The sequence below is a fragment of the Tardiphaga sp. GW822-FHT04G09 genome (assembly GCF_058800725.1).
Map to the genome: position 1 here is coordinate 98,525 of NZ_JBXAMO010000020.1, position 21,577 is coordinate 120,101.

At 62.1% G+C, this 21,577-nt stretch carries 17 protein-coding genes and 1 pseudogene; 11 read left to right on the forward strand and 7 right to left on the reverse strand.

Annotation, left to right across the window (positions count from 1 at the left end):
- Positions 1 to 45: 45 nt before the first annotated feature.
- On the forward strand, positions 46 to 2,151 hold the full coding sequence (gene glgX, locus AC1RLZ_RS25430; RefSeq protein WP_493190880.1) for a glycogen debranching protein GlgX: 2,106 nt from the start codon (positions 46 to 48) through the stop codon (positions 2,149 to 2,151).
- A gap of 139 nt (positions 2,152 to 2,290) precedes the next feature.
- Positions 2,291 to 3,139, forward strand: coding sequence for a transglutaminase-like domain-containing protein (locus tag AC1RLZ_RS25435; RefSeq protein ID WP_493190881.1), 849 nt, complete (start codon positions 2,291 to 2,293; stop codon positions 3,137 to 3,139).
- Between the two features lie 62 nt (positions 3,140 to 3,201).
- On the opposite strand, the gene AC1RLZ_RS25440 is transcribed toward AC1RLZ_RS25435, so the two are convergent.
- On the reverse strand, positions 3,202 to 4,725 hold the full coding sequence (locus AC1RLZ_RS25440) for a permease (protein ID WP_493190882.1): 1,524 nt from the start codon (positions 4,723 to 4,725) through the stop codon (positions 3,202 to 3,204).
- Positions 4,722 to 5,474 carry an ABC transporter ATP-binding protein gene (locus tag AC1RLZ_RS25445; protein WP_493190883.1) on the reverse strand — a complete coding sequence of 251 codons (753 nt, stop codon included), beginning with the start codon at positions 5,472 to 5,474 and terminating at the stop codon, positions 4,722 to 4,724. Before AC1RLZ_RS25445 ends, AC1RLZ_RS25440 begins: the two co-directional genes overlap by 4 nt.
- A 262-nt stretch (positions 5,475 to 5,736) precedes the next feature.
- Between AC1RLZ_RS25445 and AC1RLZ_RS25450 the strand changes: the two genes are divergently transcribed.
- From AC1RLZ_RS25450 to AC1RLZ_RS25465, 4 genes are all read left to right on the forward strand, one after another.
- Positions 5,737 to 6,426, forward strand: a complete 690-nt coding sequence (locus AC1RLZ_RS25450; RefSeq protein ID WP_493190884.1) for a Crp/Fnr family transcriptional regulator — start codon at positions 5,737 to 5,739, stop codon at positions 6,424 to 6,426.
- 68 nt (positions 6,427 to 6,494) lie between these two features.
- A complete protein-coding gene (locus AC1RLZ_RS25455) occupies positions 6,495 to 6,899 on the forward strand; it encodes a response regulator (protein ID WP_493190885.1) in 405 nt (134 codons plus the stop codon).
- 196 nt (positions 6,900 to 7,095) lie between these two features.
- Positions 7,096 to 9,057, forward strand: coding sequence for a methyl-accepting chemotaxis protein (locus AC1RLZ_RS25460; protein ID WP_493190886.1), 1,962 nt, complete (start codon positions 7,096 to 7,098; stop codon positions 9,055 to 9,057).
- A gap of 90 nt (positions 9,058 to 9,147) precedes the next feature.
- A complete protein-coding gene (locus AC1RLZ_RS25465) occupies positions 9,148 to 11,232 on the forward strand; it encodes an ATP-dependent helicase (RefSeq protein WP_493190887.1) in 2,085 nt (694 codons plus the stop codon).
- Here AC1RLZ_RS25465 and AC1RLZ_RS25470 read toward each other — a convergent pair.
- Positions 11,229 to 12,140: a LysR family transcriptional regulator gene (locus tag AC1RLZ_RS25470; RefSeq protein WP_493190888.1), complete on the reverse strand. Its 912-nt coding sequence runs from the start codon at positions 12,138 to 12,140 to the stop codon at positions 11,229 to 11,231. The genes AC1RLZ_RS25465 and AC1RLZ_RS25470 overlap by 4 nt on opposite strands.
- 128 nt (positions 12,141 to 12,268) lie before the next feature.
- On the opposite strand from AC1RLZ_RS25470, the pseudogene AC1RLZ_RS25475 reads away from it, so the two are divergent.
- A pseudogene (locus tag AC1RLZ_RS25475) lies at positions 12,269 to 13,211 on the forward strand (ring-cleaving dioxygenase).
- Positions 13,208 to 13,852, forward strand: a complete 645-nt coding sequence (locus tag AC1RLZ_RS25480) for an alpha/beta hydrolase (protein WP_493190889.1) — start codon at positions 13,208 to 13,210, stop codon at positions 13,850 to 13,852. The pseudogene AC1RLZ_RS25475 and the gene AC1RLZ_RS25480 overlap by 4 nt, the downstream one beginning before the upstream one ends.
- A gap of 45 nt (positions 13,853 to 13,897) precedes the next feature.
- Here AC1RLZ_RS25480 and AC1RLZ_RS25485 read toward each other — a convergent pair whose 3' ends face one another.
- From AC1RLZ_RS25485 to AC1RLZ_RS25495, 3 genes are all read right to left on the reverse strand, one after another.
- Positions 13,898 to 15,595, reverse strand: a complete 1,698-nt coding sequence (locus tag AC1RLZ_RS25485; protein WP_493190890.1) for a thiamine pyrophosphate-binding protein — start codon at positions 15,593 to 15,595, stop codon at positions 13,898 to 13,900.
- Between the two features lie 208 nt (positions 15,596 to 15,803).
- Positions 15,804 to 16,127: a hypothetical protein gene (locus AC1RLZ_RS25490; protein ID WP_493190891.1), complete on the reverse strand. Its 324-nt coding sequence runs from the start codon at positions 16,125 to 16,127 to the stop codon at positions 15,804 to 15,806.
- A 140-nt stretch (positions 16,128 to 16,267) separates the two neighbouring features.
- Entirely contained in the window at positions 16,268 to 17,278 is a 1,011-nt protein-coding gene (locus AC1RLZ_RS25495) for a class 1 fructose-bisphosphatase (RefSeq protein ID WP_493190892.1), read from the reverse strand.
- A gap of 156 nt (positions 17,279 to 17,434) precedes the next feature.
- Here AC1RLZ_RS25495 and AC1RLZ_RS25500 point away from each other — a divergent pair, with 156 nt between their 5' ends.
- Together AC1RLZ_RS25500 and AC1RLZ_RS25505 are read left to right on the forward strand one after the other, a co-directional pair.
- Positions 17,435 to 18,409: a LysR family transcriptional regulator gene (locus AC1RLZ_RS25500; protein WP_493190893.1), complete on the forward strand. Its 975-nt coding sequence runs from the start codon at positions 17,435 to 17,437 to the stop codon at positions 18,407 to 18,409.
- A gap of 98 nt (positions 18,410 to 18,507) precedes the next feature.
- Positions 18,508 to 19,182: a biliverdin-producing heme oxygenase gene (locus tag AC1RLZ_RS25505; protein ID WP_493190894.1), complete on the forward strand. Its 675-nt coding sequence runs from the start codon at positions 18,508 to 18,510 to the stop codon at positions 19,180 to 19,182.
- Between the two features lie 42 nt (positions 19,183 to 19,224).
- On the opposite strand, the gene hemF is transcribed toward AC1RLZ_RS25505, so the two are convergent.
- Positions 19,225 to 20,118, reverse strand: coding sequence for an oxygen-dependent coproporphyrinogen oxidase (gene hemF, locus AC1RLZ_RS25510; RefSeq protein ID WP_493190895.1), 894 nt, complete (start codon positions 20,116 to 20,118; stop codon positions 19,225 to 19,227).
- 190 nt (positions 20,119 to 20,308) lie between these two features.
- Between hemF and hemE the strand changes: the two genes are divergently transcribed.
- Positions 20,309 to 21,355: a uroporphyrinogen decarboxylase gene (gene hemE, locus AC1RLZ_RS25515; RefSeq protein ID WP_493190896.1), complete on the forward strand. Its 1,047-nt coding sequence runs from the start codon at positions 20,309 to 20,311 to the stop codon at positions 21,353 to 21,355.
- The last annotated feature ends 222 nt before the right edge of the window (positions 21,356 to 21,577 follow it).

The following is a 21,577-nucleotide window of genomic DNA, read 5'->3' on the forward strand; positions in this document are numbered from 1 at the left end:
ATGCAGTTATCCCGCGCATTTTCATCACCAGACAGTGGGGCAATCGTGACGAACAGAGTGATCGAAGAAGGTCTTCCCTATCCCTTTGGCGCGCATTGGGACGGAAAGGGCACCAACTTCGCGCTGTTCTCGGCCAATGCCACCAGGGTCGAGGTCTGCCTGTTCGACGGCGACAAGGAAACACGAATCGAACTTCCGGAATATACCGACGAGGTCTTTCACGGTTACATCCCCGATGTCGGCCCCGGCACCTTCTATGGCTACCGCGTCCATGGAGCGTATGAGCCCGAGAAAGGTCATCGCTTCAACCCGAACAAGCTGCTGCTGGACCCCTATGCCCGTGCCCACGCCGGTCAGCTCGAATGGAATCCGGCCGTATTCGGCTACAAGATGGAGAGCGGCGACGACACCACTTTCGACGAACGCGACTCCGCCCCGTTCATGCCGAAATGCGTGATCGTCGATCGCGACTTCGACTGGGCCGGCGAGGCCGGCCGGCAGCCCGTGCCATGGGATCAGACCATCATCTACGAGACCCACGTCAAGGGCTTCACCAAGCTGCATCCCGACGTGCCGGAAAAGCTGCGCGGCACCTATGCCGGCTTCGGCAGCAAGCCTGTGGTGGATCATCTCTGCGGCCTCGGCATCACCTCGGTCGAGCTGCTGCCAATCCACACTTTCATCAATGACGACTATCTGCTGAACAAGAAGCTGGTGAATTACTGGGGCTACAATTCCATCGGCTTCTTTGCGCCAGATCCGCGCTACGCGTCCGACGTGCCGAACTCGCTGCGCGAGTTCAAGGAGATGGTGTCGGCGCTGCATGCCGGCGGTCTCGAGGTCATCCTCGACGTGGTCTACAACCACACCGCCGAAGGCAACGAGCTTGGCCCGACGCTGTCCTTCAAGGGCATCGACAATGCCAGCTATTACCGGCTGATGCCGGACAAGCCGCGCTATTACATCAACGACACCGGTACCGGCAACACGGTGAACCTGTCCAACGCCCGCGTCATCCAGATGGTGGCGGACAGCCTGCGCTACTGGGTGCGGGAGATGCATATCGACGGCTTCCGCTTCGATCTCGGCACCATCCTGGCGCGCGAAGTCTACGGCTTCACCGAACAGAGCGGCTTCCTGAAAGCCGTCGATCAGGATCCGTTGCTGACGACAATCAAGCTGATCGCCGAACCCTGGGATATCGGCCCCGGCGGTTATCAGGTCGGCGGTTTCCCGCCCGGTTGGGCGGAATGGAACGACAAGTTCCGCGATACCGCGCGCGATTTCTGGCGTGGCAAGGCGCCGGTCTCGGCACTTGCACCGCGTCTCGTCGCATCCGGCGACATGTTCAACCATCAGGGGCGTCGCGCCTGGGCCAGCGTGAATTTCGTCACTGCGCACGACGGCTTCACGCTGAACGACTGGGCGAGCTATAACGAGAAACACAACGAGGCCAATGGCGAGAACAACAAGGACGGCAGCTCCAGCAACCGCTCATGGAATTGCGGCGTCGAGGGGCCGACTGACGACAAGGCGATCATCGCCCTGCGCGAGCGCCAGAAGCGCAATATGCTGGCGACGCTGCTGTTCTCTCAGGGCACACCGATGTTGCTCGGCGGCGACGAATTCGGCCGCACACAGAACGGCAACAACAATGCCTATTGCCAGGACAGCGAGATTTCCTGGTTCAACTGGAGCCTCACGGCCGAGGGCAAGGACCTCCTCGCTTTCACCAAGAGGCTCATCAAGTTGCTCGGCAATTGCTCTGTCCTGCGCCGCAGCCGCTTCCTGACCGGCGAACACGATCCCGACCTCGATGTTCGCGATGTGACATGGATCAACGCCAATGGCGGCCCGATGCAGGATGTGCATTGGAAAGACGACAACATGAAGTGCTTCGGCATGCTGCTGGACGGGCGGGCGCAGAAGACCGGCATCCACAAGCCCGCCGAGGATCAGACCATGCTGATGATCCTGAACGGCTTCGAGGGGCTGGTCGACTTCACGATGCCCGAGGCCTTCGGCGGACAGGCCTGGGAACTTCTGGTGGACACCAATATCCCGGACACGAAGGGCGGCGAGGACTTCCCGTTCGGCCACATCTATCAGGTCACCGGTAGATCGCTGCTGCTGTTGTCCTTAAAGAAATAGCTTTTGGCGCAGTGGAGCCAACGCGGCCTCGCTGCCCACATTTTCTGCACATTCCTGTCACTGAACTTCGGAACGAAGTTTGGTGACTACACTTGTCAGGCAGTCATTTCTGATTTGCCAAGCTGGTGGAGACGTAAAAGTGCAGATTCGCGCGGGCTATGACATCGCATTCCAGTGTACCCAGGAAACGCCCATGATCCTGATGCTCAGCATCCATCCTTCGCGCGCGAAGGATTTGCAGAGCCCGCACTGCATCCGGTTTTCCCACGACGTGCAGGCGCATGACTATCTCGACATGTTCGGCAATACCTGTACGCGGATCGTCGCACCGCCCGGACTGATCGAGATCAAGAACGATTTTCTGATTTCGGATAGCGGGCTGCCGGACGCAGCTCCGCCATCGGGACCGTTGCAGCCGGTCAGTGAATTGCCTGACGATGTCATGGTCTTCCTGCTCGGCAGCCGCTATTGCGACACGCAGAAGCTGTCCGATCTGGCATGGGCGCTGTTCGGCCATATCGAGGATGGCGCAGCGCGCGTCCAGGCCATTGTCGATTACGTGCATCAACGCATCGAATTCGGCTATCACCATGCCCGCAACGATCGTACTGCCTTTGAAGGTCATGAAGAGCGTATCGGCGTGTGCCGCGACTTTGCGCATCTGGCCGTCACGCTGTGCCGCTGCATGAACATTCCGGCGCGCTATTGCACCGGCTATCTCGGCGATATCGGCGTGCCCATCGATCCGGCTCCGATGGATTTCAGCGCCTGGTTCGAGGTCTATCTCAGAAACCAGTGGTACACGTTCGATGCACGCCACAATCATCCGCGCATCGGGCGCATCGTGATGGCTCGCGGCCGCGATGCCGCGGACGTCGCGATCTCCACCAACTTCGGTCCGACGCCGCTGGTGCGTTTTACGGTGGTCACGGAAGAGGTTTTTAGCGAAGCCACCCCTGCCATCGCACCGATGTCGATGGTGGCCTGATCGTCGTTTCAAGACTGTTGTTAATTTCAAAGCCACTCGTGTCCGCGGGGGGCTTTGTTGTTTCAGGTCCTGACAGGACTGATCTTCCACGTCAGTGCCATGAGGCCTGCCGTCATGACACCCGAGATCACGGACGCAATCGGCAGCACCAGTGCCAGTGCCGCAGTCGCAGCCCAGCCGATCGACGAGAAGGCTTCCGCGAAGGTCGCGATGCGCGATGACGTCTGGCGTCGCCTGAACTGGCTGCGCCGTGCCTGCACCCTGAACCAGAGCTGGATGGCCGTCGCCGAGGCTGCCGCCACGACGGTTGCCAATGCTGTGACCGCAGCAAGTCGTAGCGAGACGAGCGCAAGACCCGCGATCATCGGCGTGAACACCGCAGCGATAATCACAAGCACGACTTCGACCTTGGCCGTGATGATCGTGTTGGCCGGAAGCGGCGCAGTTGCGACCAGATCGGCAGCGTCTTCGCCGGAGATCGTCAGCCAGGCCAGGCCGCCGGCGAGCTGACCGGCGGCCATCACGATCACCGGTGCCAGCACGATGAAGGCGCCCGTCCCCTCGCCGAAACTGCGCCACAGCATCAAGGCCGGCGGCAGCAGATACAATAGCTGCATCAGCGTTTGCGAGACCAACCACGGATCGCGCCACAACAGGACAAACTCCTTGCGCCGCAAGGCCCTACGCCGAGATCCGGTTCGGAACGGTCTTGCTGCTTTCTTGCGACGAACTTGCGCCGATGGTGCGGCACTGGCCACGTAGTTACTGAAGCGCGGCGAAAAGATCGCCATCACGATTCCGAGCAGGAACAACCCAGCTGCCAGCAACGGCACCAGCGTCGCGACATCACCGAGCATCGCCCGTGCGGGCCACCACACCGGGCTGTTGGCCTCAGGCGCAAAGGCTGCCGCGGCATCGGAGGTCAGCACGGCGAAACGTGACAGCGTGCCGTAGGAGAGAATCGCCGCGACCTGCAATGCGATAACGAAACCGGCGCCAGTAACCGCCGAAATGATCTGCGCGACCAGTCGCGTCTTCGCAGGGCCGCAAAGCTGAAACAGTCCGACGGTGATGGCGATCGCGCAGGCCGATGCGGAAAGACCCATCGCGATGACGACGGCATAGGCGGAGAACCAGCGCGCGCCGCCGCCGATCACCAGTACGTTGACGAAAGGCGTCGCTAGCAGCATCGCCATTAGGGTCACCGTCAATGCGATGGCCGCGATGCGGACGGAGAACAGGTTGGTGAGCGGCGCAGGCGACGACATGATGAGATCGAGATCGGCGCGCGCATAAAATACGCGGGTAACCGACTCGATAGCCTGCGACAGAACCAGCGCCCAGGCGAGGAAGATACTGGCGGTAATGACAATGGCCGTCGATTGATCGAGCGGCGTCTGCACGTCGGCAAAGCGGCCAACCACCGCATAGGCCGGCAGATGCAGAAAGATCACGAAAACGATCAGCAAGAGCGAAATGCTGCGCGGACGCCAGCGACGGCCCGCCGTGAGCATGCCCAGCATCTCGCGCCATGCCAGCCGGACTTCGTGGCCGGCAAACCACATCACATTGGCGGATGGCGTCATGCGGCGACCGGCGCGCCGTCCACCAGCGCCACGAACATATCCTCGAGGCTGGTGTCGCCCTGTCCGTTCTGCTGGCGCAATTCGGCAAGGGTACCTTCGGCGATCAGCCTGCCTGCGGCGATCACGCCGATCCGGTCGGCCATGCGCTCGGCGACTTCGAGAATATGCGTGGTCATGATGACAGCGCAGCCGGCGCGCACGCGATCCTGCAGCAGGCCTTTGACGTGTCGCGCCGACACGGCATCGAGCCCCGTCAAAGGTTCATCGAGAATGATCAGCCGGGGCTCGTGCACCAGCGCACCGGCCAGCGCCACCTTCTGACGCATTCCCTTGGAGAAGCCTTCGCATCGCTCATGCAGATGTGGTCCAAGACCTAGCGATGCCAACAGTCCATGCGACGAGCGCTCTGCCGTTTCAGCATCGCAGCCCCATAGACCGGCGACGAATTCGAGATATTCAAGCGGCGTCAGCTTGTCATAGATCATCGGCTCGTCGGAGACCCAGGCCATGACCTGCTTTGCCGCAACGGGATCGGCAAGCGCATCGATGCCAAGTATGGACACCGATCCTGCATCAGGACGCAGCAATCCCGCGACCATGCGCAATGTCGTCGTCTTGCCCGCGCCGTTGGCGCCCAGCAGCGCATAAAACTCGCCGGCACGAACCGTGAGATCAAGCCCGTCGACGGCGGGCCGATCGAAACGTTTCATTAACCCTCGCAATTCAAGGGCAGCGTGTGTTGTGATCATGACCAGACGATCTGCGCGTTACGTTGCGTAGCAACATGGATCGAAGTTGTTTCAGGGCCGTGAATCCGACGACGTAACTATGCCGCCTCCCCCGCTTGGTGGTATCTATATGCGCATCACGATTGATGCCCCCATTAATCCCTGCACTCGCGCACGTGCGTTTCTGATCTCGGATCAGCAATTTAACTAGATCGGACGGGAACAATACAACCTTGAATAGATTTACGCTAACCTGACAAAGATCGACGTTCGGAGATTCGTGATGACGCGGCGAGCTGCCTTGAAGGTCCCTGCTCCAGCCGAATTCGATGCGGCGTATTTTCTGACCTGTCCCGGCATGGGAAAGGTTACGACCGACTACAAGAAGAACCAGAACATCTTCTGTCAGGGAGAGACCGCAGATTCGGTTTGTTACATCCTGAACGGGCGTATCAAGCTCACGGTCCTGTCCGAACAAGGCAAGGAAGCCGTCGTCGGCCTGCTCGAACCCGGACAGTTCCTCGGTGAGGGTTGCCTGAATGGTCATCCGCTGCGCACCGTCACAGCGACGGCGATGCAAGACTGCACGATCGTTACGATCACCAAATCGGCGATGCTCGCCCATCTGCGCGACGAGCCGGCTTTCGCGGAATTCTTCGTCGCCTATCTTCTGTCGCGCAACAACCGTATCGAAGAAGATCTGATCGACCAGCTGTTCAATTCAAGCGAGAAGCGCCTCGCGCGCCTGTTGCTGATCCTCGCCCACTATGGCGAGGAAGGCGTCAGCCATCCCATTGATATCGACATCAGCCAGGAGATGCTGGCGGAGATGATCGGCACCACACGGTCCCGTGTCAGCTTCTTCATGAACAAGTTTCGCAAGCTCGGCCTCGTCAGCTATGACGGACATATTCAGGTCCACAGCTCGCTGCTCGCTGCGGTGTTGAACAGGAAACCGCATTTGCATTCGTAACGTGCAACGATGCGCGTGTGACAAGACCATAGTGCGCCTTGACGCGACGGCATTCGGAAGACCGGCAGATGGCAAGCATCCTGATCGTCGACGATGACAAGGCAGTTCAGATCGTCACCAAATTGATGCTTGAGCGCGAAGGCCACAGCGTCACCTGCGCGAGCGCCGGTCCGCGCGCGCTCCATATGTTCCGCCATATGGACTTCGATCTGTTCATTATCGATGTTTTCATGCCGGAGATGGACGGGCTGGAGACCATGAAGCTCGCGCATCTATGCCGGCCGGAAGTTCCGATCATCGTCATTTCATCTCACCCGGTGTCATCCGCCGCCGCGCCTGCGCCCGATTTTCCCGCAATGTCCATCCGGCTCGGCGCCGTCTCCAGCCTGCACAAGCCTTTCAAATCAGCGGTTCTGCTGTCGCATGTGGATCGATGCCTGATGCAGGGAAATGGCTCATCCTGGCTCCACTAGGATGGTCACACAATCAATCGCGACCAGCATTGGCATTGCCGATGCCTCGATATGCTGCGGCATAAAGGGATCATGATACCATAACACCTGCAATCCAAAGGTAATTAAGAGCTCCTTCATTCGGCCTCCCTATTTTTTGAGTGGGAACTATGAGTGCCGCAGCAAAATTGCTTGCCGCGGTCCAAGGGGCATATCGATGCAAGCACTAAATTCTATTTCGGCACGTATGATTGTGGCCATCACGCTCGTTGCTGCCGGATCGTGCGGCGCGCTTGCGGCCTTCAGCATGTGGCAGCAGCAGGCGATCATCGATACCGCCCTCAATCGCGAAGCGCATGACGACTACGCCAACCTCACCGCGGCGCTGAACGCAGAGACGCGAACCCTGCTCGCGGTCGCCGAGTCGATCGCGTCGTCGCAGCCGATCAAGGACGCCATCAAGACGCAGGATCGTGCCAATGCGCTTGCGCATCTGAAGGAAGCTCATCAGCGTATCAAACCGCGCGGCCTTGAACTGATCACGATTCAAACACCTCCGGCGATCAGCTTCGCCCGCATCCATAATCCCGGCACGTTCGGCGACAACGTTTCCGAGCGCCGCAAGATGGTGGTGCAGACGATGACCAGCAAGAAGTCGGTTGGCGGCATCGAGCCCGGCCGTGATGCGCTCAACGTCTTCGGCGTAGCACCAGCGATGGATGGCGACACCATTCTCGGCACCATCGATGTCGGCGCTCCGTTCGGCAAGACTTTCGTCGACACCATGAAGTCGCGCTTCGGTGTCGATGTCGGCATCCACCAGATCGACGGCCAGGCCGGCAAGACACTGGCTTCCACGTTGAAATCGGCTGCTCCGGGTGTCGATACGCTGCGTCGCGCGCTCGCCGGTGAGGTCGTGACCCAATATGGCGAACTCGACAACAAGCCCGTTGCCACAACCTTCGGCGCGATAAAAAGCTTTTCCGGCGATAACATCGCCGTCTTCGAGATCACCCGCGATACCAGCGGATATCACAGCCTGATGCGATCCTCGCTGAATTGGCTGGCTATCATTTCTGCTTGCGTGCTGCTGCTCGCCGGCGCCATCGCAACCTTCATGGGCCGCTCGATGGCGAAGCCGATCCGCGCACTCGAAACTGCGATGCGCACCATTGCGGGCGGTAATCACACGATCGCAGTGCCGGGTGCAGGCCGCAAGGACGAGATCGGCTCGATGGCGGGCGCCGTTGAGATCTTCAAGACCGGCCTGATCGAGACGGAGCAGTTGCGCGCCGCGCAGGAAGAACAGCGCGAGCGGGCCCAGCACGATCGCCGTGACACCATGAACGCGCTGGCTTCGCGCTTTGAGAGCGGCGTCGGCACCGTGGTCAATGCCGTCGGCTCGGCCGCCGGCGAACTCCGCAACACCGCGCAGTCGATGGCCGCCACCGCCGAGGAATCCACCCGGCAGACCGCCGCCGTTGCGGCAGCCTCCGAAGAAGCCACGCAGAGCGCACAGGCTGTTGCTGCCGCCATCGAGGAGCTCAATGCCTCGATCAACGAGATCGCACAGCAGGTCAACGAGTCCGCGCGCGTGGCCGGCGATGCAGTATCGCAGGCCAATATCACCAATGGCGAAGTGCACAGCCTCGCCGAGGCCGCGCAGAAGATCGGCGACGTGGTCAAGCTGATCAGCGAGATCGCGGCGCAGACCAACCTGCTCGCACTCAACGCCACCATCGAAGCCGCCCGCGCCGGTGAAGCCGGCCGCGGCTTCGCGGTCGTCGCATCCGAAGTAAAGGCGCTGGCCACCCAGACGTCGAAGGCGACGGATGAAATCTCGGCACAGGTCGGCGCGATCCAGAGCGCAACGAAGCTCTCGGTGGATTCGATCCAGAGCATCACCTCGACCATCGGCCGCGTCAGCGAGATCGCCAGCACCATCGCCGCCGCCGTCGAGGAACAGGGCGCAGCCACACTCGAAATCGCACGCAACGTCGCAGAAGCCGCCCGGGGCACCGGCGAGGTTTCGCAGAACATCGCCGGCGTCAATGACGCCGCCCGCGAGACCGGCCTCGCCGCATCGCGCGTGGTGGAATCGGCCGGGGACCTCTCGCGCAACGGCGAAGACCTGCGCACGCAGGTCGATATGTTCCTGCGCGAAGTGCGGGCGGCATAATTCTTCCAGCGGCGCGCTTAGGCGCGCCGCTCTTCCATTGCGAACAAAGCGGGAATCAGCGAGCGTGATTCGTCACCTCGGATACATCTCGTGCTCGCCCAAGCCTCTTATCTCGACGCCCTGAATCCGGAACAGCGCCGCGCCGTGGAACATGGCGTGTTCCCGCCTGGGGACGATAACGCACCATCCGCGCCGCCATTGCTGGTCATCGCCGGCGCCGGTTCCGGCAAGACCAATACGCTGGCCCATCGCGTCGCCCATTTGATCGTCAATGGCGCCGATCCGCGCCGCATCCTGCTGATGACATTCTCGCGCCGCGCCGCCAGCGAAATGAGCCGCCGCGTCGAACGCATTGCGCGCAAGGTGATGGGCGACAATGCCGGCGTCATGACCGACGCGCTGGCATGGGCCGGCACCTTTCACGGCATCGGCGCGCGGCTGTTGCGCGACTATGCCGAACAGATCGGACTCGATCCCGCTTTCACCATTCACGACCGCGAGGATTCCGCCGACCTGATGAATCTGGTCCGGCACGAACTCGGCTTCTCCAGGACCGAGACGCGGTTCCCGACAAAGGGCACCTGCCTCGCGATCTATTCCCGCTGCGTCAATGCCGAGACCGAACTCGATCAGGTGCTCGGCGCGTCCTATCCGTGGTGCGCGGCCTGGTCGGCCGAGCTGCGCGAATTGTTCGCCGGCTATCTCGAGGCCAAGCAGAAGCAGAACGTGCTCGATTACGACGACCTGCTTTTGTACTGGGCGCAGATGGCCAGCGAACCTTTGCTTGCGAGCGATATCGGCGGCCGCTTCGATCACGTGCTGGTCGACGAATATCAGGACACAAACCGGCTGCAGTCGGCGATCCTGCTGGCGCTAAAGCCCAACGGGGCGGGCCTCACCGTTGTCGGCGATGACGCGCAATCGATCTATTCGTTTCGCGCCGCCACCGTGCGCAATATTCTCGATTTTCCCAGGCAGTTCAGCCCGCCGGCACAGATTATCACGCTCGACCGCAACTATCGCTCAACGCAGCCGATCCTGGCCGCGGCCAATGGCGTGATCGATCTCGCGCGCGAACGCTTCACCAAGAATCTCTGGACCGACCGCGCCTCCTCCGCCAAGCCGCAACTCGTCACCATTCGGGACGCGACCGATCAGGCCCGCGCCATCGTCGCACGCGTGCTCGACAATCGCGAAGGCGGCATGAAGCTCAAGGAGCAGGCAGTGCTGTTCCGCACCTCGTCACATAGCGGCTCGCTTGAGGTCGAACTGACACGGCGAAACATTCCGTTCGTCAAATTCGGCGGGTTGAAGTTTCTTGATGCCGCGCATGTGAAGGACATGCTGGCACTGCTGCGTTTCGTCGAGAATCCGCGCGACCGCGTCGCCGGTTTCCGGCTGATGCAATTGCTGCCCGGCGTCGGCCCGGCATCCGCACAGCGCGCGCTGGATCACATGATCGCGGCCCCCGATCCGATTGACGCGCTGACGCATGCACCGGCGCCGCCGCGCGCGGCCACCGACTGGCGCGGCTTTGTCGAAGTCATCAGCGAGATCAAGTCACGCCGCCCGGGCTGGCCCGCCGAGCTGGAATTGGCGCGACGCTGGTATGAGCCGCATCTCGATCGCATTCACGAGGATTCGCTGACGCGTCGCGCAGACCTGATCCAGCTCGAAGCGATAGCCTCGGGCTATCCGTCGCGCGAGCGTTTTCTCACCGAACTCACGCTCGATCCGCCGGATGCAACCAGCGATCAATCCGGCGTACCGCTGCTCGACGAGGACTATCTGATCCTCTCGACCATCCATTCCGCCAAGGGGCAGGAATGGAAATCAGTCTATGTGCTGAATGTGGTCGATGGCTGCATGCCGTCGGATCTGGGCACCGGGACATCCGCCGAGATCGAGGAAGAGCGCCGGCTTCTGTATGTGGCGATGACGCGCGCCAAGGATGATCTGCATCTGATGGTGCCGCAGCGTTTCTTTACCCAAGGTCAGCACGCGCAGGGTGATCGCCACGTCTATGCGTCGCGTACCCGCTTCATCCCCGAGGCGCTGCTCGGCCTGTTCGAGCGAACGACCTGGCCGCAGGTGGCCGCGGCAGATCCGGCGCGTGCGGCAGCACAGGGCGTGCGCATGGACATCAATTCGCGGATGCGCGCGATCTGGCGCTAGAGCTTCTTGTCCCACTCCGGCACGCCGCTGAAGCGTGCCACCAGGAAATCGATGAACAGCCGCACCTTCACGGCAAGGTGCCGCGTCGGCGGATAGATCGCATAGAGCGTCAGCGGCGGTGCCTTATAGGCATTGAGCATGCTGCGCAGTGAGCCCGCACGCAATGCATTGCCGGCAATGAACGTCGGCAGCAGCGCGACGCCCCTGCCCTTGATGGCGGCATCGCGCAGCACCTCGGCATTGTTGACGCATAGCGTCCAGCTCGGCTGGATCCAGTGATCGTCGCCATTTTTTCCGGTCAGCTTCCACTGATTGCCGGTGAGCAAGAAACCGTAGGTCAGCAGCGCGTGGCTGCGCAGATCTTCCGGCAGTTTCGGCGTGCCGTGCTGCTTGAGATAGTCCGGTGACGCGCAGACCACGCGATCAATGGCGACGATTTTTCGCGCGATGAGGCTGGAGGATTCCAGATCGGCGATGCGCAAGGTCACATCGAAGCCGCCCTGCATCGGATCGACCTGGTCGTCCGACAGCACGAGCTGGATCTGCAGCTCCGGACACTGCGCCATGAAATCGGCGATGGCCGGGCCAAGCTGCAGCGTGCCGAACGACATCGGCGCATTGACGCGCAGCAGTCCGCGCGGCGTCGATTGCGCCTGCGCCACCGCCTGATCGGCGGCATCGAGATCGGCGAGAATACTCAGGGCCCGCTCGAAATAGGCCTGCCCATTCTCGGTGGCGCTGGCGTGACGCGTCGTGCGGTTGAGCAATTGAACGCCGAGATCCTGTTCGAGCTCGCCGACATATTTCGAGATCACCGAGCGCGACAGCCGCAACTGCCGCCCGGCTTCCGAGAAGGAGCCGAGTTCGACCACTTTGACGAAGGCGCGCAGGCTGTTGAGCTTGTCCATGGGATCGTCCTGACTGTCCTCAAAATATAGACAGTAATGTCACAAATGGCCGGATTGTCTTTGATCTGGTATCGCCCAATTATCCCGGCAACGGAAGACGAAACGCCTTCCCAACCAGGAGACAGACCATGTCAGGTATCCACCATGTGACCGCAATCGCCGGTAACGCCTTGCGGAACTTCGACTTTTACACCCGCGCGCTGGGCATGCGCTTCGTCAAGAAGACCGTCAATTTCGACGATCCGGGCACTTACCACTTTCTATTACGGCGATGAGACCGGCAAGCCGGGCACCATCCTAACCTTCTTCCCGTGGGAGCATGCCGCCCCCGGGCGCGGCGGCGTGGGTCAGACCCAGCAGACCTCGTTCCGGGTCCCGGCCCGTTCGCTCGGCTACTGGACGCATCGGTTTATCGAGAAGGGCATTGCCCATGAGGCGCTCGAAAAGCGCTTCGGCGAAGCGGTGCTGCCCTTCACCGATCCGGACGGCATGAGCCTCGCGCTGGTCGGTATCAGCGGCGCGGAGAACGAGCCCGGCTGGAGCAATGGCGACGTCCCGGCCGAACACGCGATCCGCGGCTTCCATGGCGTGACGCTGCTGCTCGAGAAGGCCGAGAAGACCAGCGCCATCCTCACCGACGTGTTCGGCTTCAAGGAAACCGCCCGCGAAGGCTCGATCATTCGCCTGAGCGCCGACAGTGTCGAAGGCGGCATCGTCGACATCTACGAGGCCGGAGGTTTCCTGCCGGGCCGTCAGGGCCGCGGTTCGGTGCATCACGTCGCCTTCCGCGCCGTCGATGATGCCGATCAGCAGGTGATGGCCAACAAGCTGGTGAAGACCCATGGCCAGCAGCCGACGGAACAGAAGGACCGCAACTACTTCCGGTCGGTCTATTTCCGCGAACCCGGCGGCGTGCTGTTCGAAATCGCCACCGACATCCCCGGCTTCGCCGTGGATGAGCCCGTCGAATCCCTCGGCGAGCATCTGAAACTGCCTGCGTTCCTCGAGAAGCATCGCGGCGAGATCGAACGTGTGCTGCCCGTTCTCGAAACTGACAAGGTGACGCCATGAGCAACGACCTGTCCCACATCCATCGCTTCGTGCCGGGCAACCGGCGCGAGGCAGCGCCGCTCCTGCTGCTGCATGGCACCGGTGGCGACGAAAGCGATCTGCTGCCGCTCGGCGAAGCCATTGCGCCGGGGGCAGCATTGCTGTCGCCGCGCGGTCAGGTGCTGGAACACGGCATGCCGCGCTTCTTCCGCCGGCTCGCCGAAGGCGTGTTCGACGAGGACGATGTGATCAGACGCGCCAATGACCTCGCGGACTTCGTGGTCGAAGCCCGCAAGCGCTACAACATCGCAGCGCCCATCGCCCTCGGTTATTCCAACGGCGCCAATATCGCCGCCGCGATGATGCTGCTGCGGCCCGAGGCGCTGGCCGGCGGGATATTGCTGCGCGCTATGGTCCCTCTACGTGAACCACCGGCGGCAGATCTCGCTGGCAAGCCGGTACTGATCGTGTCGGGCCAGTCCGATCCGATCATCCCGCCGAGCAATTCGCAGCGACTGGCGGTAATGCTGACCAAAGCCGGTACCGATGTGCAGCGCCGCTCGTTGCCGGTGGGCCATCAGTTGTCGCAGGCGGATCTGACGATTGCAAAGGAGTGGTTGGCCAATGTTGAGACGGCAAGACGCGAAAGCGTGGCGGTCTGAACTCAGTCTTCCCTCTCCCGTTGTGGGAGAGGGAAGACGATTACGTTACAGATTCGCGCCGCTGAACATCTCGCTGTACCAGTCCGCAATCAGCTTCGGATTGATCCGCCCATCGACAATGAACACGCCCTCCGCGCCATCGGCGACCCAAACTTTAACCGCGTCGAGATCGGCGAGCGTCCGTACCACGACGCCATCGGCGCCATATCCGCGCGCGATGGCCGCAAAGTCGGTCACCGGGAATTGCGCCATGCCGGCATTGTAGCCCTCGGGGCCGAAGTGATGCACCTCGGCGCTATAGGCGCTGTCGTTATAGATGAAGATACACATGCGCTTCTTCAGCCGCACGGCGGTTTCGAGTTCCGCGATCGACATCAGGAAGCCGCCATCACCGACGGCCAACACGGTCAGCCGCTCCGGCTGCGTCACCGCCGCGCCGATCGCGCCGGCAAGGCCGAGGCCGATGGACTGGAACGCGATGGGAATGCACCAGCCTCGATGATCGGGCGCGGAAATATAGCGCGTCACCCAGCCGACGAAATGTCCACCGTCGACAACGACGGTGCGATCCCTGGGCAGGATACCGTCCATCACCTTGCTCAGCGTACGTGGATCGATGTGCTCGGCCGTGCTGGTGTCGTCATAGGCCAGATTGTGATTGCCTCGCGCGGTCATCACCGCTGCGACTTCGGGCGTGCGCCAGCCGGGTTCATCGGGCGGCGCCTTGTCGAGCGCCTGCAATACGGCGGTCGCCACAGCCGATGCATCGCCCTCGAGTTCAAGATCGACCGGACGATGCACCCCGATGCGGCCTTTCTCGACATCGATCTGCACGAGCTGGGCATAGTCGGAAATCAGCTTGCCCTTTTTCGTGGTCCACATGTTCAGCGACATGCCGAAAGCGAGGATCATGTCGCTCTGCGCGATCAATTCAGCCGTCGCTTTCGACGAGAAGCCGCCGGCCACGCCGAGATTCCATGGATGGCCGGAAAACATCCCGTGCGCCTGCAACGACGTCGCCAGCAGCGCACCGAGCCTGTCGGCCAGTTGCACCAGCAGCGGCTGTGCATCGGCCACGACAGCACCATGTCCCGCCAGGATCAACGGCCGTTTCGAGGTCCGGATCGTCGCAACGAGTTCGTCCAGCTTCGCAGGGTTGACCGCGATCCGCGGCGTGATCGGCGGATGCTTCTTGCCCATCGTCGCCGCAACCTGCATCTCCTGCACATTGATCGGCAGGCTAAGCACGACGGGCTTGCGCTCACGCAGAGCGATCGAGGCTGCTTTCCAGGTGTCCGCGTAAGCGGTCTGTGCATCGGCGATCTGTCGCCACTCACCGCCGACCGCGTGAACGAGTTCGGACTGATTGAAGGCAAATGCCGACTGCTTGTCGCCAAGCACCACATCGCCTGCGAGAACAAGCAATGGCGTGTCGCTCTTGGCGGCTTCGCCGATGCCGGTGATCGCATTGGTCAGCCCCGGCCCCGCCGTTACGCTGACAATCGTCAGATCGCGCGTCAGCCGCGCTGCGACATCGGCCATGCTCACCGCGCCACCTTCATGGCGCGCAGCAATAAAGTCGAGGCCGAATTCGGTGAGGCTGAGCGTCACCTTGAAATTTGCGCCGCCGACGAGACCGAAACAGCGCTTGGCGCCGATATCGGCGATCGCCCGTGCGACTTCGCGCCAGACGGTCGAATTGTCGGGGGGGTGGTCGAGAACTGCAGCGGATGAAGATGTCATGAGGTCACTTTGCACCGATCGCGATCTCCTCGACATTCAAGGATCGGGCCAAGGTAGTTTAGGTCTAAAGGAATTGCCATATGTTGATCGCGCTGGCCCGATCACGTGGTCGGGAGAGCGGAACAGACGCAAAAATGCCATCTGCGGTGATCCGCAGTGGCCCATTTTGCGCAAATACGGCCTTATTTCAGGGCAGATCGACTGACGGCTACGCCCGGCCCGCGATCACCATACTGTGCAGATCGTCGGCAATTTTCGGCGCAGCAGCGTCTTCCAGCGACGACCGCAGAGCCTCGATATCGGCATGCGGTACCGGGCGCCATCCGCAAGGGCATTCGCCGTCCTGATGGGCCGCGGCGACTTCGCGATAGGTCGCGCCGATCGCGGTTGCCAGAAGACGCATCACCACATCGGGCGCCAAACGCGAACTGTCGAGCACGCGGCAGAACGTCGTCATGATGGCCTGGTTGAGATAGGTCTGTGCCGAATTCTCGTCGGTGATATCGGAGACCTTGACCTGCTGCGGAAGCATGCGCGTATCCTTTGCGACCCCTGCGATTGTCTAGGCCGCGGTCACGTCTTGCTCAACCGGTTTCAGGCCGCCTTGTCTTAGAAGCCCTCAAGCCTGTCATGTTTTGAATCCGTCAAAACAGGATGTGTCGTGCGCACATCCTATTCGGCCGCGGCTTGCGCCTGTCCCGCGCTCGTATCGAGATGCATGGCCTCGATGCGCCTCACCTTGCTGATCGAACCCATGATCAGCGGCACGCGCTGATGGATCGCCGTCGGCGCGAGATCGAGAATACGCACACGACCCGTGGTCGCACCGCCGCCGGCCTGTTCGACGATGAAAGCCATCGGATGCGTTTCATAAACGAGACGCAGCCGGCCATCGGCATAGCCCTTGCGCGCATCGGACGGATAGAGAAACACGCCGCCGCGGATCAGGATGCGATAGGCCTCGGCGACCAAGGCTGCGATCCAGCGCATGTTGAAATTCTTGCCACGCGGGCCATCGGCACCAGCGAGGCATTCCTCAACGAAGTCACGCACCGGCGCTTCCCAGTGACGATGGTTGGACGCGTTGATCGCATATTCGGAGCACTCGGCCGGGATCTGCACACGCGCCCGAATGCGCTTGTAGCTCCGCGTGGCGCGGTCGAGCGTGAAGATGTCGACGCCGTCGCCGAGCGTCAGCACCAGCGAGGTCTGCGGACCATAGACGACGAAGCCGGCAGCGATCTGTGCGCTACCTTTCTGAGTGAACGGCACAGCGCCTTTCGACGTCGGCATGATCGAGAAGATCGTACCGACCGTCATATTGGTTTCGATATTCGACGAACCGTCGAGGGGATCATAGGCGATATCGAGCAAGCCGCCGCTGTCACGGATATCGGCAGTCTCGGCTTCCTCGGAGGCCAGAGCGGACCAGGACACCGGCTTCAAAGCGGCGCGTACAATCTCGTCGGCGCGGACATCGAGATCCTTCTGCACATCGCCGTCGGCATTCTGTGCGCCCTGCGCCTCGCCGGTGATCCCGGCCAGAGCGCCGCAGCCGATCAGCTCGGAGATTTCGATGGACGCCTTGGCGAAGGCGTCGACCGCAGCAGCGACAGCCAGCCGCAGCGGGTCCTGTCCGGCATAGTCAGCCGTGTATCGGGACAGGGGCATGTGGTCGGTCATCGCAATCTCTCCAAAAATACCGGGCTCCTTCTGGCACATGGCCGCGTCCGGAAGGCCCGGGAATGGCAGAAACGGCGCATTTTGCCCACAGATATTGACCTCCAGGGCCAAATAAAGGAATTTTTGTAAAGGTCAGGCGGGGAAAGTTTTTCTTATATGACGAAGCGGTTCCGCGACATCTCGATCCGCCAGCTGCGTGCACTGGCTGCGGTGGCCGCCAGCGGCAGCATCACGGCGGCGGCTTTGAAGCTGCGGCTGACGCAACCGGCTGTCACCTTGCAACTGCGCAACCTGCAAGGCCTCGCCGGCCTGCCGCTGACCCAGCGTACCGGCGACGGGATGGTCCTGACCGATGCCGGCCGCGAGGTGCTGGCGCTGGCGGAACGGATCGAGGCGGCGATGGCAGCCTGCGCGATATCGCTGGACATGATGGCCGGCAAGACCGGCGGACGCATTTCCATCGGCGCCGTCAGCACGGCGAAATACTTCGTGCCTTTCGCAATTTCCGCCTTCGCAAAGCTCCATCCCAAGATCGAAATCCTGCTGACGGTGGGCAATCGCGAGGAGACCATCGCAGGTCTGCGCAGCTACGATCTCGATATCGCAATCATGGGCCGGCCGCCGGCCGGGATCGACATGGATGTGAACCTGATCGGCGATCATCCGCATGTGATCATCGCGCCGAGCGACCATCGCCTCGCAGGCAAGGCGCGCCTCTCCATGAGCGATCTCGCAAGCGAGACATTCCTGACGCGCGAACCCGGCTCGGGCACGCGCGGATTGATGGAGCAACTGTTCGAGAGCGCAGATCTGCGCGCCACGATCGGCATGGAGATGGACAGCAATGAGACCATCAAACAGGCCGTGATGGCCGGACTCGGCATCGCCTTCATCTCCGCGCATACGGTGGCCACCGAACTGGAGCAACGGCGACTGGTGATGCTGGATGTCACCGGCCTGCCGATCATCCGGCAATGGTTCGTGCTCAACCGCAAGGACAAGGTGTTGCTGCCGCCGGCGCAGGCAATGCGCGCATTCCTCGCTGCACAGGGCGCGCAGTTCCTGCCTGCGACGGAAACCGGAAAATCTGCGCCGGTCCGCCGCAAGTCCCGCAGCCGGGCGATGCTGTAGCGACAGGCCAGGCCTCGCCTTGTGGCATCCGGCGAGGGTGATATGATGTCATCAGCCCGAGCGCCAACACATCCCTTCATCAGTCATCGGAGAATTCAATGCCTGCTGCCTCGGCAGATAGCACTGCGCCCGTCAGCGTCGTGACCGCCCTCTATCTCGGCACCAAGGTGCTTCACACCGAAGCCGAGCGCTCCGGCATCATCAAGGACATGTTGCGCGGCGACGTCAGCCGCAAGGGCTATGTCCTGCTGCAGCGGAATCTGCTGGCCGCCTATCAGGCGCTCGAAGCGGGACTTGAGAGCCATCGCGACACGCCCGTGCTCACCGCACTCGCCCGATATCGGCTCGATCGCGCATCGGCCATGCAAGCCGATCTCAATGTGCTGTGCGATGGCGACTTCTCTGACGTGCCGATGTTGCCTGCCGGCGAAGCCTATGCCAGGCGCATCGCGGATGCCGCTAAGGGCGACGGCGAATTGCTGATCGCCCATGCCTATACGCGCTATCTCGGCGACCTCTCGGGCGGCCAGATTCTCAAGCGCCTGCTCGCCAAGAAACCCGGCCTCGCGCCCGAGGAATTGTCGTTCTACGATTTCCCGGCCTATGCCGATCTGGCGGTGCTGAAATCGGACTATCGCAACGCGCTCGATGAAGCCGGCAAGCGCGCGACAAATCCGCAGGCGATCATCGATGAAGGCTCGGTGGCGTTCCAGCTCAACACCGATCTGTCCTGGGCCGTGCAGGCCGCGCTCGAAGCGGAGCAGGTGGCGTGAGCTTTTTTACTTAGCCTCTCCCCGCAAGCGAGGAGAAGGAAATCACTTCCAGCTGACCAGCGGCGGCATCGAGCTCAGAATGTTTTCGACGTTGCCGCCGGTCTGCAGGCCGAACATCGTGCCCTTGTCGTATAGGAGATTAAACTCGACATAGAGCCCGCGCGTCTCGAGCTGCTGTGCGCGCTCTTCCTCGGTCCACGCTTCCTGCATCCGTGCACGCACGATGCGCGGATAGACATCGAGGAAGGCCGAGCCGACATCCCGCGTGAAGGCGAAGTCCTTCTCGAAATCGCCGGTATTGAGCTGGTCGTAGAAGATGCCGCCGACGCCGCGCGCCACGCCGCGATGTGGCAGGAAGAAATAGTCGTCGGCCCAGGCCTTGAACTTCTTGTAGTAAGCGGGGTCATGCGCATCGCAGGCGCCGCGCATCGCGTCGTGAAACGTGATCGTATCCGGCGCATCGGCCTTGCGCTGCTCGGGCAGCATCGGCGTCAGATCCGCGCCGCCACCGAACCAGCCGACGGCCGTCGACAGGAAGCGCGTGTTCATGTGCACGGTCGGCACGCGCGGGCTGCGCGGATGCATGATCAGGCTGATGCTGCTGGAGACGTAATCGAGCTGCGATCCACCGCCGGGCATTTGCCGCGCCATCTCCGGCGACAGCTTGCCGTTCGCGCTTGAGGTGTGGATGCCGATCTTCTCGAACAGGCGACCACCCGAAAGGAAGCCGCCGACGCCACCGCCGGTGCCCGTCGCGCGGGTCCACGGCTTGTAGGTGAAGGTGGCGGGCGCCCCCGGGAACAGCGCCTGCGGCGCCTCGCGCTCCAGCGCCTCGATCTCGGCGCAGATGCGGTCGCGGAGGGACTCGAACCAGACCCTGGTGCGGGTGCGGTTCTGCTCGATTTCGGGACTGACGATCGGGGTCATGATGTTCATGGTCTTTTCGCTCATGATGTTCGTACAGTCTATATGCCGCTTGCAGCGCGATGGCACCTTGAGATGCGTCAAAAACGTGAGGCGAATCGCCCGCTTTGCGAGATTGCCGCGCCTCGCCAAGAGCCAAGCGGCGGTGTATCAGAGGCGGCAAAATCATGCCTTTCGGCGCCACCTTCCGGAACCCAAGCATTTGACCCAGTCCACGCCCCGCAAGCCCTTCCTCGATGTCCTCGCCGGCCAGCGCCAGGCGGTGCCGCCGCTCTGGATGATGCGACAGGCCGGGCGTTACCTGCCTGAATATCGCGAGGTCCGCGCGCAGGCCGGCGGCTTCCTCGATCTGTGCTTCAATCCGGACTTCGCCACCGAAGTCACGCTGCAGCCGATCCGGCGCTTCGGCTTCGATGCGGCGATCATCTTCTCGGACATCCTGGTGATCCCCTATGCGCTCGGCCGTTCCGTGCGCTTCGAGGTCGGCGAGGGGCCGAGGCTCGATCCGCTGGATACGCCGGAAAAGGTCGCGACACTCAACGCCGAAGCGGATTTCAGCAAGCTCGAACCGGTGTTCGAGGCGCTGCGCCGCGTCCGCGCGCAGCTCGATCCCAAGATTACGCTGATCGGTTTCTGTGGTGCGCCGTGGACGGTCGCAACTTACATGGTCGCCGGCCACGGCACGCCGGATCAGGCGCCGGCGCGGATGATGGCCTATCGGCATCCCGAAGCCTTCGCAAGAATCATCGACACCATTGTTGAGAACTCGATCACCTATCTGCTCCATCAGCTCGAGGCCGGCGCCGATGTGCTGCAGATTTTCGATACCTGGGCCGGCGTGCTGCCCGCTGCCGAATTCCAGCGCTGGTCGGTCGAGCCGACCAAACGCATCATCGCCGGCGTGCGCGCCAAGGTGCCGGATGCGAAGATCATCGGATTCCCGCGCGGCGCGGGCGCGCTGCTGCCAAGCTATGTCGGCGCCACCGGTGTCGACGCCGTGAGCATCGACTGGGCCGCCGAGCCATCGTTCATTCGTGAACGTGTACAGAGCCACGTCGCCGTGCAGGGCAATCTCGATCCGCTGGTGCTGATCGCCGGCGGCGCGGCACTCGACCGCGCTGTCGATGACGTATTGGCGAATTACGCTGCAGGCCGCTTCATCTTCAATCTCGGCCACGGCATCCAGCCGGAAACGCCAATCGCCCATGTGGAGCAGATGGTGAAGCGGGTGCGGGACTATCGCGGATAACACCCCGCGCAACTCGTTGGGGTGAACCAACGGGTCGCGCAAAGCGCGCCCGACCCATCGCTTTCTTCGTCTGCAGTTGATGGGTTTCGCTCCTGCGCTACGCGCCTGCGCTCACCCCATCCTACGGCCTCATCAGATTCGAATTTCAAACAGCCACTGTTCTCCAGACATGCGTCATCGCCCCTGTTGTTGGCGGCGCGGGGGCGCCGTCGTCGCTTGCAT